General features: G+C 39.6%; 14 protein-coding genes. 9 read left to right on the top strand and 5 right to left on the bottom strand.

Going from position 1 to position 16,340, the window contains the following annotated elements; translation table 11 throughout:
• Positions 1-145: 145 nt before the first annotated feature.
• Positions 146-2,074, bottom strand: a complete 1,929-nt coding sequence (locus tag PV403_RS13065) for an ABC transporter ATP-binding protein/permease (protein WP_332084933.1) — start codon at positions 2,072-2,074, stop codon at positions 146-148.
• Between the two features lie 150 nt (positions 2,075-2,224).
• Between PV403_RS13065 and PV403_RS13060 the strand changes: the two genes are divergently transcribed.
• Complete coding sequence (locus PV403_RS13060) at positions 2,225-2,902, top strand: response regulator transcription factor (protein WP_332084932.1); 678 nt, start codon at positions 2,225-2,227, stop codon at positions 2,900-2,902.
• Complete coding sequence (locus tag PV403_RS13055; RefSeq protein ID WP_332084931.1) at positions 2,899-3,969, top strand: HAMP domain-containing sensor histidine kinase; 1,071 nt, start codon at positions 2,899-2,901, stop codon at positions 3,967-3,969. The genes PV403_RS13060 and PV403_RS13055 overlap by 4 nt, the downstream gene beginning before the upstream one ends.
• A 210-nt stretch (positions 3,970-4,179) precedes the next feature.
• On the opposite strand, the gene PV403_RS13050 is transcribed toward PV403_RS13055, so the two are convergent.
• The 3 genes from PV403_RS13050 to PV403_RS13040 form a co-directional block, all read right to left on the bottom strand.
• Positions 4,180-5,562, bottom strand: coding sequence for an SMI1/KNR4 family protein (locus PV403_RS13050; protein ID WP_332084930.1), 1,383 nt, complete (start codon positions 5,560-5,562; stop codon positions 4,180-4,182).
• 265 nt (positions 5,563-5,827) lie between these two features.
• On the bottom strand, positions 5,828-6,955 hold the full coding sequence (nspC, locus tag PV403_RS13045; protein ID WP_332084929.1) for a carboxynorspermidine decarboxylase: 1,128 nt from the start codon (positions 6,953-6,955) through the stop codon (positions 5,828-5,830).
• A gap of 1 nt (position 6,956) precedes the next feature.
• A complete protein-coding gene (locus PV403_RS13040; protein WP_213532460.1) occupies positions 6,957-8,195 on the bottom strand; it encodes a saccharopine dehydrogenase family protein in 1,239 nt (412 codons plus the stop codon).
• Between the two features lie 777 nt (positions 8,196-8,972).
• Here PV403_RS13040 and PV403_RS13035 point away from each other — a divergent pair.
• From PV403_RS13035 to PV403_RS13005, 7 genes are all read left to right on the top strand, one after another.
• On the top strand, positions 8,973-9,767 hold the full coding sequence (locus PV403_RS13035) for a Cof-type HAD-IIB family hydrolase (protein WP_332084928.1): 795 nt from the start codon (positions 8,973-8,975) through the stop codon (positions 9,765-9,767).
• Between the two features lie 265 nt (positions 9,768-10,032).
• The gene (locus PV403_RS13030; RefSeq protein WP_332084927.1) at positions 10,033-11,193 is read left to right on the top strand and encodes a phosphotransferase enzyme family protein; all 1,161 of its coding nucleotides are present in this window, start codon (positions 10,033-10,035) and stop codon (positions 11,191-11,193) included.
• A gap of 195 nt (positions 11,194-11,388) precedes the next feature.
• Positions 11,389-11,727, top strand: a complete 339-nt coding sequence (locus PV403_RS13025; protein ID WP_332084926.1) for a hypothetical protein — start codon at positions 11,389-11,391, stop codon at positions 11,725-11,727.
• A gap of 418 nt (positions 11,728-12,145) precedes the next feature.
• Positions 12,146-12,907 (top strand): helix-turn-helix domain-containing protein, encoded by a 762-nt coding sequence (locus tag PV403_RS13020; RefSeq protein ID WP_332085002.1) that lies wholly within the window; start codon positions 12,146-12,148, stop codon positions 12,905-12,907.
• Between the two features lie 140 nt (positions 12,908-13,047).
• The gene (locus tag PV403_RS13015) at positions 13,048-13,929 is read left to right on the top strand and encodes a phosphotransferase family protein (RefSeq protein ID WP_332084925.1); all 882 of its coding nucleotides are present in this window, start codon (positions 13,048-13,050) and stop codon (positions 13,927-13,929) included.
• 112 nt (positions 13,930-14,041) lie between these two features.
• Complete coding sequence (locus PV403_RS13010) at positions 14,042-14,641, top strand: DUF2441 domain-containing protein (protein ID WP_332084923.1); 600 nt, start codon at positions 14,042-14,044, stop codon at positions 14,639-14,641.
• A 162-nt stretch (positions 14,642-14,803) separates the two neighbouring features.
• On the top strand, positions 14,804-15,652 hold the full coding sequence (locus tag PV403_RS13005; RefSeq protein ID WP_332084922.1) for an AraC family transcriptional regulator: 849 nt from the start codon (positions 14,804-14,806) through the stop codon (positions 15,650-15,652).
• Between the two features lie 223 nt (positions 15,653-15,875).
• On the opposite strand, the gene PV403_RS13000 is transcribed toward PV403_RS13005, so the two are convergent.
• Positions 15,876-16,319 (bottom strand): GNAT family N-acetyltransferase, encoded by a 444-nt coding sequence (locus PV403_RS13000; RefSeq protein WP_332084921.1) that lies wholly within the window; start codon positions 16,317-16,319, stop codon positions 15,876-15,878.
• Positions 16,320-16,340 lie beyond the last annotated feature (21 nt).

The following is a 16,340-nucleotide window of genomic DNA, read 5'->3' as shown; positions in this document are numbered from 1 at the left end:
TTAGAAGAAAAAGGAAATGAAAAACAGCCGATGAGTTGAAGTTGTCGGCTGTTTTTCGTGCACACATGAACGTAAATAGAGTTTTCCCTAAATCGTTATCATGAGAATGCCTAAAGAGGCTTTCTTCATGTTAATTTTTTCTCTTTTATTCACGTCTTAAAGAATCAACAGGATCCAATTTGGCAGCTTTGCTTGCTGGCAATAGACCAGATAACATACTTATGATAATGCTTGTCACGATCCCGAAAGTAATATAACCCATCTCCATTTTTACAATATTCATATCAAACAAGCTGGAAGAAATGCGGTTTGCTATCCAGCCTAATATAGAAGTGATCGTAACGGCAATAATTCCGCTGAATAATCCAATCAAAAAGGCTTCTGACACGAAAATCCGTTTAATATCTTTTCTCCTCGCTCCAATCGCTTTTAGGACACCAATTTCTTTCGTGCGTTCTACAACGCTGATGTAGAGAATGACCAGAATCATAATTGCTGATACAAATAAAGAAACACCGGAGATCGAAGCGAGTACAAACGTCAAGGCATCAATCATATCATTGAATAACTTCATCATCGCTTCTTGTGCAGAACCTTTGTATCCTAATTTCTCTATTTCTGCTTTAATCGCGTCTGTATGGCTTTCATCATCTGTTACTAAGTAAACCGTTGTCGGCTGTAATTCATTGCCGTTGTCAGCATAGACTTGCGCCAAATCTTCAAAGTTCACATAATTGTTATTCGCAATCCCGCTGACGATAAAGTCGGCGCTATAAAATTGTTCGTCTACGAGCCATTTGAGAGTGACAGACTTGCCAATCATATCGCCGCCAAGCGCAGTGGCTATTTCATCTTGAATCACAATTTCATTGTCACCCGGGAAGGAGCCATCCAGAAGTGCCGAGTCTGTTACATTCGATGACATGGTCGATATGGATACCACAGAAGTACTTTCGTCTCCATAGATAATGGAATTGATACCAAAACCCATGATGTTCACGGATTTGTCCATTGAACTTACATGGTCAATCTTTGATAATGTTTCAAGATCGTCTTCTGTAAAAGGTATCGAATTACCTGACAGGGTGTTCATCTCTTCCGGACTTACGGAAGTATCTTCTGTAGGATTGTCCATATTTACTTCAACAACAAGTGGATTGATCATACTGTTAATCGTTTGGTTCACATACGCTTTTAATCCGCCGCCGAGGGAGAGCATGAGAATGACGCTCATAATCCCGATACTTGCGCCTAAAGACACCCATATATTTCGGCTTATTTTCGCTTTCATATTTTGAAAAGCTAATTTAACAGCAGAAGCAAAGCTTAAGTTCTTTCTTCCTTTTGAGATGTCTGAAGAGACAGCTGTTTCTTCTACATATGCTAGTTCTATGCCTTTACGGTCATCGATGATTTCACCGTCTGCGATACGGATGATGCGCGAAGAGTGTGCTGCCACTTTATCAGAGTGGGTAACCATAATGACGAGCTTGCCTCGTTTGGCAATATCTTCGATGATTTTCAGTACTTGGTCGGTTGTTTCTGAATCAAGTGCTCCTGTCGGTTCATCGGCTATAATTATATCCGGATCATTGATTAAAGCCCGGGCAATGGCAACCCTTTGCTTTTGGCCGCCTGACAGCTGATTCGGTTTTTTGTGTATGTGTTGTTTCAAGCCGACCTGTTCGAGAATTTTTTCAGCAGGTTTGATACGTTCTTCTTTGCTCACATTCGATAAAGTCATCGCAATCGTTACATTATCCAATATCGAAAGGTGGGAGATTAGATTAAAGCTCTGAAAAATAAAACCAATTTTATTTTTCCGGTATTCATCAAGCTGCTTTTCACTATATTCTCCTATGTTTTCGCCGTTAAATAACAGCTTGCCGGTAAAATCGGAATCCAATCCGCCGATGACATTCATCAGGGTTGATTTACCGCTGCCAGACTCACCAATGATGGAGACCAGTTCGCCTTTCTTAAATGATACATTGATATCTCTCAATGCATGATAGAGTTCTCTTCCGTTTAACTTATAGTTCTTGTCAATGTGATGTAGTTCTAAGACGTTCATTCCGTTCCTCCACTTTCTATTATTGTTGCTTGTTTAGAGTGTACGGATTGAACATAAACTGAATATCAACTGGATAGAACATTGGTTGTTGATTTTCAATTTATCTTTCTTCGCTAAAATAAGTTCATAAAATCGTATGGAGGTAACCGTTTGTTTACAATTCTCGTAGTTGAAGATGATCAAAATATAAGAAAGTTAATGTGCGCAGTGTTAAAACAAAACGGGTTCAACACCTATTGGGCGGAGGATGGCATTCAAGCACTTGATGTCATGGAAAAGCAGCATATTGATTTAGTCGTGCTTGATTTAATGATGCCAAATATGGACGGTTATGAATTGACAAAACAAATCCGCCTTTCCTGGAGAGATTTGCCTATTTTAATGGTGACAGCCAAACAGGAACGAGAGGATAAAAGAAAGGGATTCCTTGCCGGAACGGATGATTATATGACAAAACCGGTCGATGAAGTAGAAATGGTGTTACGTATTAAAGCACTGCTTCGCAGAGCGCGGATCGCCAGTGAACATAAACTGAGGATCGGGAAAGCGGTGCTCGATTATGATTCATTGACCGTAACAAGGGAGGAACACGTCTATCCATTGCCGCAAAAAGAGTTTCAGCTGCTATTTAAATTACTCTCGTACCCAAACGTCATTTTTACTCGATTACAGCTGATGGAGGAAATATGGGGACTTGAATCAGAAACCGATGGTCATACACTTAACGTCCATATAAACCGTTTGCGGAATAGATTTCAGGATTGGCAGGAGTTTGAAATTGTGACGGTTAGAGGACTGGGTTATAAAGCGGTGGTGCATAAAATATGATCCAACGTTTCAAGAGGCGATTAAGTCTAACGATAACGTTAGTGTTACTAGTCTTTGGTGTGTTGGTGACGACTTTTATTTCCATTATTATCATTGCTATACTGCTGCATTTCCTTGGGTTTGTTACGGTTTCTGAGTCCCAAAATCAACCGGTGAATGAAGAAAGCCCGCTGGCCAGTTTATTTAATCTTTTTATCATCTGTATAATTATTGGAACGTCCCTAACCGCTTTCTTAAGTAAAAAAGATTTGAACCCCATCCGTAAAGTCATTGCCTCAATCCACCAGGTCGCTGCTGGCGACTTTAGTGTAAAGGTTGATATAAAGGGAATCGGGGAGCTAGAGGAGCTTTCGGAAAGCTTCAATAAAATGACGCAGGAATTAGCTAGCATAGAAACACTCAGAAGTGACTTTATCAACAACTTTTCTCATGAATTCAAAACACCGATTATGTCTATACGCGGTTTCGCGAAGCTTCTTCAGGAGAATCAACTGGCCGAGGAAGAAAGGCAGGAGTATTTAGATATTATTGTGACGGAATCAGTGCGTTTAGCGACGCTTTCTTCCAATGTTCTTATGTTAGCTAAATATGAGAATTTGGAGATTGTTGTTGATCAAACACCGTTCCGATTGGATGAACAAATTCGAAGAACCATTATTTTGATGGAACCGAAATGGTCGGTCAAAGATTTGGATGTAAATCTAGATTTAGAAGAAGTGACCTTTGTCGGGAACGAAGAATTCATTCAGCAGATTTGGATCAACCTGTTAGATAATGCGATCAAATTTTCTTACCCAGGCGGTTCGATCAACATTACACTGGCGAAAGTGGGCAATGAAATCCGATTTACGATTCAAGATGAAGGGGTAGGGATGGATGAGGCAACGATAGCTCATATTTTCGATAAGTTTTTTCAGGGAGATACCTCTCACGCTAGAAAGGGAAACGGACTAGGACTGTCATTGGTCAAACGGATCGTTGATCTTTGCGGAGGTGAGATTATAGTAGAAAGTGAGCTGGGAAGCGGCAGTATATTTACTGTCTTGTTTTATTCAAAAGGAGGATAAAAGATAAATCAATGTCTCTTTCCTTTAGAATTAAATAATTGATAATTACATGGATCACTATATAATACAAAAAGAAAGCGGCAGTGGGATGACTCCGGCAGCACACCGAAGTCATCCCACTGCCGCTTAAATCCTTTAAAAAATGTCTGCTTTATAGTGTTCAGTTCGAAGCATACTAATTTTCGATGTTAAAGATGAACTAATCTGTTATTAGGCTTCTTTTAATTGCTTCATTATTTTCTCTGCAAACGAATCGGTTACTCGGAGAATCCCGTCATCCTGTACAATCCGTCCTTCCTTGATGCGGTGATCAAGCCAATCTGTAACAAAGGAAGGAGCGTATCCTCCTTGCCCGAATTCCCCGCCGAAAGCGATTATGTTCTGATAGGCTGACACATATTGATCGCGACTGGTGTTCGGGTATGACTTCGTATACAACCAAAACTGCACATCATACATAGCATAAGATAATTCATCTACATGAAAAGTAAAACGTCCTTTTTCTTCAACAATTCGTGCACATATACTGCGGATTTTCTGTTCCATTTGTTCTACTTCGGTTACACGGGAACAGAGTTCCTCCAGCAGAGGAGAGAATTTTCCGTGCATTACTTTATCTACATCATGCTGCTTATCTTCCTCAGAAGTATCATATTCTTCTTCACTCACTAGACCTCTAATAAAAGCTTCAAAGTTGTCTGCTAAGAAGGTAATCTCATAATCATCTTCTTGATCGACGTGAACGACTTCAGGTTCGCCATCTCTGCCACAAGCTCGGTAGTCTAGCATCACCACATCATGTCCTGCGGAAGGACAATCACAGATTACCACTCCAATGTCAGGATATCCCCATTCCTCTATCATAAACGGACTGCCAAACTCACCGCACAGTGAATAGTCTTTCTCGCGCCCAATACCCAAAATGCCTGTGATCGCAATATGATCCTCAGCCCATGAGGTCGAATCTTCTGTTGGAAAATTGGTGTTTTTCGGTACCCCGCCATTCTGCTGTTTCATCAGTTGGATATAAGAGGAGGGGAGCTTGTAACCAAGCTCTTTCTCAATAGATTCAATTCGTTCATCCGTAGGCGGATCAGACTGATAGGAGGTTCTCGCATACTCGCTGTCATCCCAAAAATCAGTTAGGTTCATATCTGAGAAAGGAAGCTTTCCCTCTGTGTGATCGCCACGCTTGATAGAAGCTTTCTTCCTCGCGAGCCGAAGTTGTTCTCTTTTCTGTTTTTCTGCTTTTTGAAAGCTCCGTCTTAAAAAGTACTCTGTACTTTGATCACCGGTTTCTAATTGATCTGATCTATTAAAAGCTTGAGCCGCTTCCTCATATCGTTTCAGATGATAAAGACTATAACCTACTCGATAATGCCACAGGGGATCCTGTTTGCCAGCTTCAGCAATGTTCTCTAGTTGAAGGAGCCCTTCTTCATAAAGCCCCAAGTTGTTATAAGCTCTAGCCAGGAGAGAGACTGCTTCATAATTTTGTTCTACATCTGGAGTAGTTTTCAGCAAATCTACAATTTTCTGGTATTCCTCTTCTTCGTGCCACTCGTTCAGTTGTTCAATAAGTGTTTGTTTCATGTCTACCTCCAAGGATGATTATTTAGAAAAGGATACTATAATTTTCCATAATGAGGAACTAAAGCTCGGCAAGTATTCTGAGATAACACTTATGAAAATGAGGATATTTAAGATGGAGAGAGACGAGAGATGAAAGAAAAAACCTGCTGTATAAACGAAATATTGTGCTGGAATGACTTGCCACATTACCATAAGAAACGACAAAAATGAATAAGAAGCCGTAACCCTACTTACAGGGCTACGGCTTCTTACTTGCTTCTTTTCATTAAGCTAGTCTGAATTTAAAATCCTGATAACCGAACTCTCGCACGATCCGGCAATCCCCATCTTTGTCCTGCACAGCGATCGCAGGTAATGGCATTCCGTTAAAGGTGTTCGTTTTTACCATAGAGTAGATCGCCATGTCCTCGAATACCAATCGGTCACCGTTCTTCAGGGGCTGATCGAAGGAATAATCCCCAATGACATCGCCCGTAAGGCAGGTAGGACCGCCAAGCCGATAGGTGAATGACTTCTCCCCAGCTTCGCCGGAACCGACAAGCGGCGGACGGTATGGCATTTCCAGAACATCCGGCATATGACAAGTTGCTGACGTGTCCACGATCGCAATCTCAATCCCGTTCTTATGGATATCCAGTACCGAGGTAACCATATAGCCTGCATTCAGTGCAATGGCTTCTCCAGGTTCAAGGTAGACTTCCAAACCGTATTTATTCTGCATCCGCGAAATACAGGCTTCGAGTCTTGGGATATCATAGTCATCTCTGGTGATATGATGACCGCCACCAAAATTGATCCATTCCATTTGCGGCAACCATGAACCAAACTTTTCTTCAACTGCATTTAGCGTGGTCTCCAAGTCGTCCGAGTTCTGTTGGCAAAGGGTGTGGAAGTGCAGTCCCGTAACGCCTTCAAGCAGTTCCGGAAGGAAATCCTCCCGTTTGACTCCGAATCTAGACCCCGGTGAGCAAGGATCATAGATTTCATGTCCTAACTGCGTTGAACATTCCGGGTTGATACGTAGACCAACCTTCTTGCCGGCTGCAATGGCTTTTCCTTTATACTTTTCCAGCTGGGAGAAGGAATTAAAGATGATATGGTCGCAAATAGACACGATCTCGTCGATTTCATCTTCACGATAGGCAGGGGCAAAGACATGAGTTTCTTTGCCCATTTCTTCATGACCCAGCCGTGCTTCGAATAAACCGCTCGCAGTTGTCCCGCTGAGGTATTTACCGATGAGGGGATACATAGCGGTCATAGAAAAAGCCTTTTGCGCCAGAACAATCTTGGCTCCCGTACGCTGCATAACGCCGCTTAGAATGTTCAGATTTTTTTCAATGAGTGCTTCATCGACTACGAAACAGGGTGTCGGCAATTCCTCGAACCTCATATTAGCGAACGTGCTCCGACTGTTTAGCTTCCTCAGGCAATGCGTCAACAAGCACCGGATTGAAGTCTTCTACCCATGGAAGGCCCCATTTGTTCAGTTCTTCCATGAATGGATCCGGATCGAACTCCTCAATATTGAATACACCTGGTTTATTCCATTTGCCAGTCATGACCATTGCCGCGCCGATCATGGCAGGTACGCCCGTTGTATAGGAGACAGCTTGGGAGCCCACTTCTTTATAGCACTCTTGATGGTCGCACACATTATAAACATAGTAAGTCTTGTCTTGGCCGTCTTTTTTCCCTTTGAAGATACAGCCGATGTTCGTCTTACCTACCGTGCGAGGGCCGAGGGAAGCAGGGTCCGGAAGCACAGCCTTCAGGAACTGAAGCGGAATGATTTGTTTTCCTTCGAATTCGATTGGTTCGATGGAGGTCATTCCTACGTTTTCAAGTGCTTTTAAGTGCATGAGATAGCTTTGACCGAAAGTCATAAAGAAGCGGATACGTTTCAGTCCAGGCATGTTTTGCGCAAGGGATTCAAGTTCTTCATGATACAGAAGGTACATGTCCTTTTGGCCGACTTCAGCAAAGTTATACTCGCGTTTGATTTCCATTGGTTTCGTTTCGATCCATTGCCCATTTTCCCAGTAACGTCCATTAGCGGACACTTCGCGGATGTTGATTTCCGGGTTGAAGTTGGTTGCGAAAGGATAGCCATGATCCCCGCCGTTGCAATCCAGGATGTCGATATATTCGATTTCGTCAAAATAGTGTTTCAGTGCATAGGCGGAAAATACGCCCGTTACGCCTGGGTCAAATCCGCTTCCCAAAAGAGCTGTAATTCCTGCTTTTTCAAAACGTTCGCGATAATCCCATTGCCATTTGTATTCAAATTTCGCCGTATCTTCCGGCTCATAGTTAGCTGTATCCATATAATGCGTTTTAGTGGCCAAACAAGCATCCATGATCGTTAAATCTTGGTAAGGCAAAGCCAGGTTCATGACGATATCCGGTTTAACTTCGTTAATTAGAGCGATTAACTCGTCTACGTTGTTGGCATCCACCTGTGCAGTGGTAATTTTCGTGTTACCGCCGTCCAATTTTGCTTTCAGCTCATCACATTTGGACTTCGTACGGCTTGCAATACAAATTTCTTCGAATACCTCGCTGTTTTGAACGCATTTATGAATTGCTACTGAAGCTACGCCGCCGGCGCCAATGATTAGTGCTTTTCCCATTTTTCAATCTCCTATTCCAAATTAAATTTTATGTAAAAACGGCAACAAAAAAAGCAAGCGAAACACGCACCATGCGCATCACACTTGCTTCAATATATAGTCAAATAATAAGAAAAGTCCCAATAAACATGACTGGACAAACCTCTTGCGTGTTCATCAGCCAATCATAAAACAAATCGTCTCATGGAAAGGATCTTAATATTCAACTATACAATGTTAGGATCAGAGTCTATATAGCAAATAATTACTTTTACCACTCTTATTGACCGTTTCACAAGTTGTGTGCAAAATGCACTGGTTGTAAAGTAACCAACTTATAAAATTCGAGCTTTTAACTCAATCAATAAGGCAACAAAGTTGCCAATCGGCATTTGACCCGGCTGTCCGTATGGCCTTGACTTCCTATAAGAAAGTGGTCAAAGATTATCTGCTTGGAAAGATCCTAAATAGGAGTTGAATATCTGCTTTCCAAAAATAATGCTTCTTCATATTAGCAGGCTTAGGATTATAGAGCAAGAAAAATTTTCAAAAAAGATAGAAAGGTTGAAATTACTCTAGAGTTTGAAGAGAAAACCTGTTGGTCAAATACAGTTTTAATAAAGATCAGGTGAATCAATTTTATAATACCTTTAGCTGCTTTAACAAGATTATGCGGGCAACCGGAATCACCCTCATTCATTTCATCTAACAAGGTGAGTAATGTATTTTTTTATTGACGACTTCTTTATTAAGTAGTAGTATTTTACCAATTTAGCTTATTGTGAGGGGAGGATACATATGCCTAATATTCAGGCAATTGTTCTGGACTTAGATGGAACCTTGCTCGGTAATGATAAATCGATATCTCCAAGGAATTATCAGGCTGTCAAAAGATGTTATGATTCTGGAATTCATATTATTATTGCCACGGCGCGGCCGCCTAGAGCGGCTAATCAATTTTTAAAAGAATTCCCTTTTGTAGACTACATGGTTTATTACAACGGTGCATTAGTTACATGTAAATCAAAGCAGAGTGAGCAGCATATTCGTATCCCTATGGAGATTAGCCAACAAATCAACAAACTCATCAAGTTACGGGCACCTCAATCAATAATCTCCTATGAAGTTAACGATTCATGGTATACATGTAGTCCAGTTCCCGACTCCGAGTGCGCTCAATTGGGTATCCGTATCCATGACCCCAAACCCCAAGTTATGGATAAAGAATATATAAGTTCGCTTTCCCCTACCAAAATATTGGTCCTAGGTTGCAATGCATGGAATGAAATATGTGAACAATTCGGTGACCATGTGAACGTAATTGCAACCGATGAAGGTGTATTGGTCCAAATCATGCATAAATTAGCTTCAAAGGAACAAGGGGTAGAATGGGTGTTAAATGATATCGGTATAAAATCAGAAAATGTAATGGTATTTGGGGATGACTTTAATGATTTAGGCCTATTCCATATGTCCGGATTTCCGGTCGCAATGGAGAATGCAATCATTGAACTTAAAAATTGTGCAGCCCACGTAACCGAATCAAATAATAACGATGGTGTCGCTGTTGCAATTGAAAGGTTTGTGGTGTAATGATGTGCAGATCGTGATTGAACTAACGGGAAGCATTAGTTCAGTAAGGACATAAACAAGTGAGCAGCCGATAAAAAACGGCTGTTTTTTTTATACACCCGGGCAGAATAACATATTTTCAAAGAAATTGATTATATAAAAAGTTTACCTGGAAATTATCTGGGATTTTAAGGTAGAATTTATAGCAGAATAGCTGATAGGAGCGATGAATCAATGTTAAACAAGGTGGTTATTATTTAGGTCCACAGAAGATTTATCTCATTTTTTGGGTTTCCTCTGTGGCAATTTCATCGTTGCAAAAATTTTGACTGGAGGAGATCGTATAAATTATAACGAGTTTGTTAAAATCAGTGATGAATATTTACTTCCATTAGCGACAGAGTTATTCGAATTAGAAGGTTATAATATCCAGCTTATTCCGGCACATGAAGGTGGGCGGAATCTAGTCTACTCTTGTGAAAAAAAGGGGATCGACTCAAAAATACTCAGGATTTCATTCTTACCTGACAGGAGCGGGGAAGATTTTCTGGGAGAACTTGAGTATATCAGGTATTTATTCGAGCACGGAGGAAGTGTCTCGGATGTTGTCAGCTCTAAGAAGGGGAATTTGCTCGAAAAGATCACTCATAATAATCATAGCTTTTTTATATGCCTGTTTCATAAGGCGAAAGGGAAAATGCTAGTCGAAAATAATTATCAGTACCGGGAAGGAGCTCCAATTACTGAATATTACTATAATTCTGGTAAGGTCCTGGGGAGACTGCATCAAATATCGAAAGGATATACTCCTATCCATCGCCGTTATAGCTTTTTTGATAAATACAATGCTCAATTTATCGATAAACTGATACCTGAATCCTTCCCTTTGCTTAAGGAGAAACTGGTAGAGCTCCTTAATACCTTAAAAGGATTGGAAAGGAACCAAGAGACTTTCGGTATGAACCATTTTGACTATAATGATGGGAATTATTCAATTGATTTTGATACCGGACAAATAACCGTATATGATTTTGAGAATTCGTGTTACTGCTGGTATATGTTTGACCTGGCAGGTCTCTGGATGAGCGGGGTAGGCTGGATACAATTTGAACCAGACGTCGGTAAACGCAAAAAGTTTATGGATGTTTATTTTGAAACTGTCCTCGCAGGATACAGATCTGAGACGAAGATCGAAGATTCGATGTTGGATAAGTTGCCCTTATTTATTCAGGTAAACATTATGGAAAATATTGTTGATACATTCGAAGTAATGCATCACACCGGTGAGGAACCTACATGTGACGAGGAACTATCATATCTCATAAAATGTTTGGAAGACGATATCCCGTATAAAGGCTTTTTTCATCAAATATACTCATGTGAAGAACCCTTTGAGTATGAGGAACGATTAATAGCTTCGGGTGAGAAGTCAAAAAATATCGATTAGAAAATAGGAGGCAGCCGACAAACGTCGGTTGCCTTCTTATTAAACGGCGGATTGCCAAACGAAGTGCTACATTTCTTATGAAAAAGATTCGTGAGTAGTTTTCGAGTCTATGTATATTCGTGGTCTGTGATTGAATAAATTGGAGAGTTCGCAAGGGAATGTAACGGATATCGGATACAATGGGGGTATTCCTTAATGAATATGGATGACAAATTATTTAACTATTACCTGGAGCTTAAAAGTCCTGAAGCTGGTGAATGGAATTCCTCACCTGAATGTATACATACTGAATTGATCACTAGAGATTACGTAAGAAGAGAGTTTCCAGTCACGGATGGAATTAAGGTATGTAATGTTGGAATTGGAACAGGGGGTTGGGACGATTACCTTGGATATTGGCTAAAAGGCAAAGGGGACTTAACAAGTATTGATATCAATAAAGATATTTGCGAAATCTTCGCTTACAGACAGCAACGAGAAGGCCATCCTAATCCATTAAAGTGTTATGTAAAAGTATTTTCGATAAGGAAATAACGAATGAAAAGTATGATATTGTAACCTTAATCGGCTCTGTAATCAAAGAAACTGAAGATTTTGAAAGATGCTTAGATTCCTGTTTTGATTTACTGAATACAGGTGGATTTCTTATGTTTATGGCTAACTTAAAATACTCGTTGTTGGAGAGGTTAGAAGAATATCTATTATCAACAAATTTCCAGTTAGAACAAAAGAATTTGTTTGAAGCTTATCCTGAATACGCTTTCTTAATTTGTAAAATCAAAAAATAATTCAACACGCAGGTAGATTTGATCTTTGCTCAATAGTTAAGCCATTATTCTTTTCTACCAAGGATCTAGAAAATCAACTTATGGTTTAGTTGTAAACTATACCTCCATACCATTAAATAGCAGTGCAATTATAATTAAAGTATAAATTCATGGAGGTGTTATAAATCATAGAAGCGAATGCTAGTCATTTTGGTGGAAGAATCAGTCAGCTCCGTCACAGCAAAAGTATGACACAAGAACAATTAGGACTATTACTAAATGTTTCTGCACAAGCAGTGTCCAAATGGGAAAAAGGCGACTCCTTACCCGACATTTCTCTTATAACGGAGTTGGCAACTGTCTTTGATTGCACAACCGACTTTTTGCTTGGAAAAACTAGCAATTTGCAAGACATGCTGCCTCAAATTCGAACGGAACTTCGGACGATGACACAAGAACAAAAAATTAATTTTCTGGGCGAGGTGATTACTGCCACATCTTTCAATGTACAGACACCCGCATCAAATCCATCGTTGACTCAAATCCAACTAGGTCCATCTGGATTAGGCTTATGGACGAAAAATAGATTAGTTTGCATCGCTACCTCGCTTTTTTTAAACGAAGCTACTGAAGCAATGAATGAATTAGTTGAGTTTCCAATGAATATCTTACCTCCGGACATGATCACCGTGCTATATGAGTTATTGCTTAATAATGAAAACTTACAGCCTGACTTCACTCCAGTAGAGGAGTCGATACTTCGTTCACGTCTACCCGCGGACATGAATTTTGACAAAGTAATCATAGATTGCATTGAACTCGGCTTTGTGGATAGGGTTCGAGGTGGGTACAGGCTTAATGTTAAAGGTGATATTGCCACTCGGTTGTTCTCAATCGTTCATAGGGTGGTAAGTAGACCTAGTTCGTTTTCCTTTGATTTTTCGTAAAATCTCGCCTTGATTTGAAACAAATAAGCAGCCGATCAAAAGACCGGTTGCTTTTTCTTTTAAGTTAATAGGCAGGACTTTCTCAATAATATGTAGAAAAGCATAGGTTGCTATTTCATTCATAATATACGAGGTGCGATTTGAACTTAGTACATACGATTATAGATAGATTTAACCTTAATGTTTTAAGTATAGATAATGTTCCTGAGTCTTTTAGTTCACAAGTATACAAGCTGAATCTTACTAATGGAGAAACGGTATATGCGAAGCTCCCCTATAGCAGGGATAAGCTATATCGTGAATATCGTATGCTAGAAATGTTAAGAGAGGTAATACCGGTTCCAAAAGTGTTAGATATCTGGAGTGGGGACGACTTAATCTCAGGTGCCTTACTTTTATCGGAGATAAAAGGCATACCTTGTACAGGAGCTATTAACGATGAATTATCATTCCAAATGGGAGTATTACATGCAAAGCTGCATGAAACTAAAATGCCTGGGTATGGCGCTCAAGGTTCCGACGGTTTTCAATTTTCCAATCAGAACAATTGGAGACTTTATATTAAAGATAACTTTGAGAAGTATAAAGAACCTGCAAAGGAAGTCCTTGAGAGACAGCTTTTCGAAAAATGTATAGATCACTTTGAAAGTGCCTTTTCCGTTTTACCACAACCTGATGGTCCCTGTGTTGTACATATGGATTTTAGACCAGGTAATATACTAATTAATAATAATGATGTTGTTGGAATTATTGATTTTGAAAGTGCTCGGGGCGGGTCCTCAGAAATAGATTTTACTAAAATCAATCGTTATGTCTGGGAAGTGAATCCTCAAAGTAAAACTTCTTACACAGAAGGGTATACAACAATTCGTCCTATGATCAATTTGGAAACGATACTGCCTTTTTATACTTTTTACGATGCTTTTAGTGCGGTTGTCTGGTGTAAAAATAGAGGGATTGATAAAAATAAAGCGTTCTTCATGGAAAGTGTTTCTGTATTGCAGAAATCGGTAGGTTATTGAGCTAACAGATAAAGCAGCTTATTCATCGTGTATAAACAGTCAAATGAATCGAGTGATCGAAAGAATGGAATTCGAGCATATCAATGCAAAACTAAGTAATAGGGGAGAAACCATGGAGGATAACGAATTTTATGTATATCACTTAGTTACCAAGAAAAAAATGACTTTGGGACAATTCATATGCTTTGATGACAACCAAAAAAATGCCCTGTATCACTTCTTTTTTGAAAAAGAACGTTTGAATTCCAAAGGCGAGGACTTTATTCAGATTCTAAATGGTCATTATAATGCTGACGGTTTAAAGATGGATAAAGAAAATGCGGAAGTAGCAATAAGTTATGTAGGACAGACAATCAGAGCGATTAGGGAAGTTATCGTTGAAATGGTAAGACTACAAGAATATCCTGAATACCCATCAAGATTGTCTTGTTTGTACGCTGCTAAAAGCTATGAAGACGCATTGAAATGGAAAGATATATTTGATTCATATAACCGAAAAGTTTTACAACTTGTTAAACTGCGGGTTATAGGAAGTATATTTGAGGGTGATGGAAACCTTTTACCGAAAGAGGATGCAGTACCCTTCTCCGTAAAAATCGAACAGGCTAGGACCTATTGGGAAGGAAATTCCGAAAAGGAACTCCCTGAGCTTTTGATTAATGGAAAAATAGAGGTAGTTGAAATTATTGAAGATTTCTGCGTGAATTTATAAATGTTTGCTGGTAGTTACATTATGCTGTAACAGGCAGGGGAGCATTGTTACTACCGAATAGATGGAGATACATCATCTTCGGCATGCTGACTTTTTCGTGCAGTAAATGCTAGGTAATCATTTCTTATCTACGATAAATTGATATGGAAGGGAGGGGAAACGATGGATTGGTTAGACAGGATGAATAACGCCATGGAATATATCGAAACAAATCTAGCGGACAATATCTCCTATGATGAATTAGCACAGAGAGCTTGTTGCTCTACTTATCATTTTCAAAGAATGTTTCCGTTTATTACAGGAGTATCGTTATCTGGGTATATTCGACGTCGACGGTTGACTTTGGCAGCATTTGAACTTCAGACCACCGATGCAAAGGTTATTGATGTAGCTATGAAATATGGATATGATTCGCCAGAAGCGTTTGCACGGGCGTTTAAAAACCTTCATGGGATCATGCCGATATCTGCGCGCGATAAAGGTGTTTCTCTAAAAGCCTATCCTCGAATGTCCTTCTCTATTTCAATAAAAGGAGATATCGAAATGAATTACCGAATCGAACAAAGAGGGTCTTTTGAGATGTTTGGAGTTTATGGTCTCATTAATTCCGATAGGAAAATAGCTTTTTCAGAAGTTCCTAAGTTCCGTAAACAATGTGATGAAGATGGCAGTGTTGATCTGATGAACGAATTGTTGGGCCGTTTTACAGACACGATGTTGCATGCAGCTTTATATGATGATAATGGAGAATCTTTCAAGTACATGGTATGTTACAACCTACCTAAGGGACTTGAAATCCCTGACAACTTCACAAAACTGTCTGTACCTGCTTCAACTTGGGCTATTTTCTCAGAGCCGCAATGTGACTTACAAAAACTATGGGATCGTATATATTTCGAGTGGTTTCCGACATCGGAGTATGAACAGATTGAAGCACCTAGTTTTGAAATGTACTATGGACCGGCAGGTCATCATACAGGAGAGATTTGGATTCCAGTAAAGAAAAAATAGCTTTTAATTTCATACAGCAGGTCAGAACACCGAAATCAAAGGAAAGCGTCCGCAACATTGTGGACGTCTTTTTCACTTTTTATTAGAAAACGTTGCTCGAATGGAAATGTGAATAATGCGCTAATTGTCAGCATAATTGAACAAGGATGGACAAAAAGTTCGGAACAGACAGTGAGTGCATAAAAATAAATGACCTCCAAGAAGAGGTCAAGTTGAATTAGGATTATATTGAATAGTTCAACCAGTTTCCAAGAGAGCCACCCATCTTTTCATAAAACCGTTGAGCACGTTTATTATCAGATGCAGTTACCCATGACATATGTGCATATCCGTTTTCTTTGGTAAATGTTTCACAGAACTTAAAGAGTTGTTCGGCTACCCCTGTACCTCTTGCTTTCTCTACAACAAATAAATCGTTCATTATCGTGATTTTATCTGCTTTTGTTGTACTAAAACTAAAATACAATGTTGCAAATCCGAGAAATTCACCTTCTTTTTCAGCGATGAATTGAATACCTTCATTCTTTTCTAATAGCGTTTCAATTAAATTATGTACTTTTTCAATTGATGGTTTTGGTCTCTTATAAAAGTCTACAATGTATTGATATATTAATTCAGTCAATTGGTCTATATCTTCGGGTTCAACAGCACGTATTATTCTCGACACTAAATTACCTCTCCTTTACTA

Source organism: Paenibacillus sp. GYB006 (assembly GCF_036577645.1).
In the GTDB taxonomy this organism is placed as follows: Bacteria; Bacillota; Bacilli; order Paenibacillales; family Paenibacillaceae; genus Paenibacillus.
This window is presented reverse-complemented; position numbering and strand designations above follow the sequence as displayed.